The 885-nt window shown below is 45.8% G+C and carries 1 protein-coding gene; it reads left to right on the top strand.

What is annotated here, in order from left to right:
- Positions 1–514 precede the first annotated feature (514 nt).
- On the top strand, positions 515–885 hold a 371-nt coding region (locus tag M9196_RS23260), incomplete at its 3' end, for an IS110 family transposase (protein ID WP_250619880.1).

Below are 885 nucleotides of genomic sequence, written 5' to 3' on the forward strand. Positions count from 1 at the left end.
TCTGCTAAGTGGCGCTAACGACTAACTTGCCAAGCGTACTTAACTTCAAACCAAAACCGCCAAGCTTATGGCGTCCACTTGAGTAGTTTGTTAGTTGCCTACGCCCCTATTCTCTTATTTACACCAAGGTGCTAACTGCTTGCCGTTAGCTAAATTACTATCACCACGCCGTACTTGATAGCTGACAGAACTGACATCTTTCGAGTAATGCGAGTTGGCACGAAAAAGAAACCACCGAAGTCACTGAAAAACGAGTTGAGGAAGATGTCACTTTCGTTGCTTACAGACGGACACCAAAAGCAGTTCCGCGAAACTTCGATTACTAAAACGAATGACGCTTTCACGCTGCCACCGGAAAGAAAGTTAAGCAGTGAGGCTGGTCGCTGCATAGCCAAAGGGACAATTATTTGACCACTAAATTTCTAAGTGCAACTAACGAATGATATGGACTCCCTCTACCTGACACTCTGCGTGCCATACTTACTCAGTACACGCTGAAGAACTGGAGGTTACTATGTCCACCATTCAAACTATTGGCGTTGACCTCGCCAAGAATGTGTTCAGTATTCACGGCGTTGATGCATATGGCAAGTGCGTCCTACGCAAAACGGTCAAAAGAAACAAACTCTTAGACACATTCGCCAAGTTACCACCCTGCCTCATCGGTATGGAGGCTTGCTCTGGTGCGCACCACTGGGCAAGGCAATTACTTAAACTCGGTCATAACCCTAAAATCATGGCGTCCAAATTCGTTATTCCGTATCGACAAAATGAGAAGAACGATGCCAATGATGCTGAGGCTATCTGCGAAGCAGTATCTAGGCCCAAAACACGATTTGTCTCTATAAAAAGTGAAGAGCAACAAGCAGTGCTTTGCCTGCATCG

The organism is Vibrio methylphosphonaticus, assembly GCF_023634655.1.
Classification (GTDB): Bacteria; Pseudomonadota; Gammaproteobacteria; order Enterobacterales; family Vibrionaceae; genus Vibrio; species Vibrio methylphosphonaticus.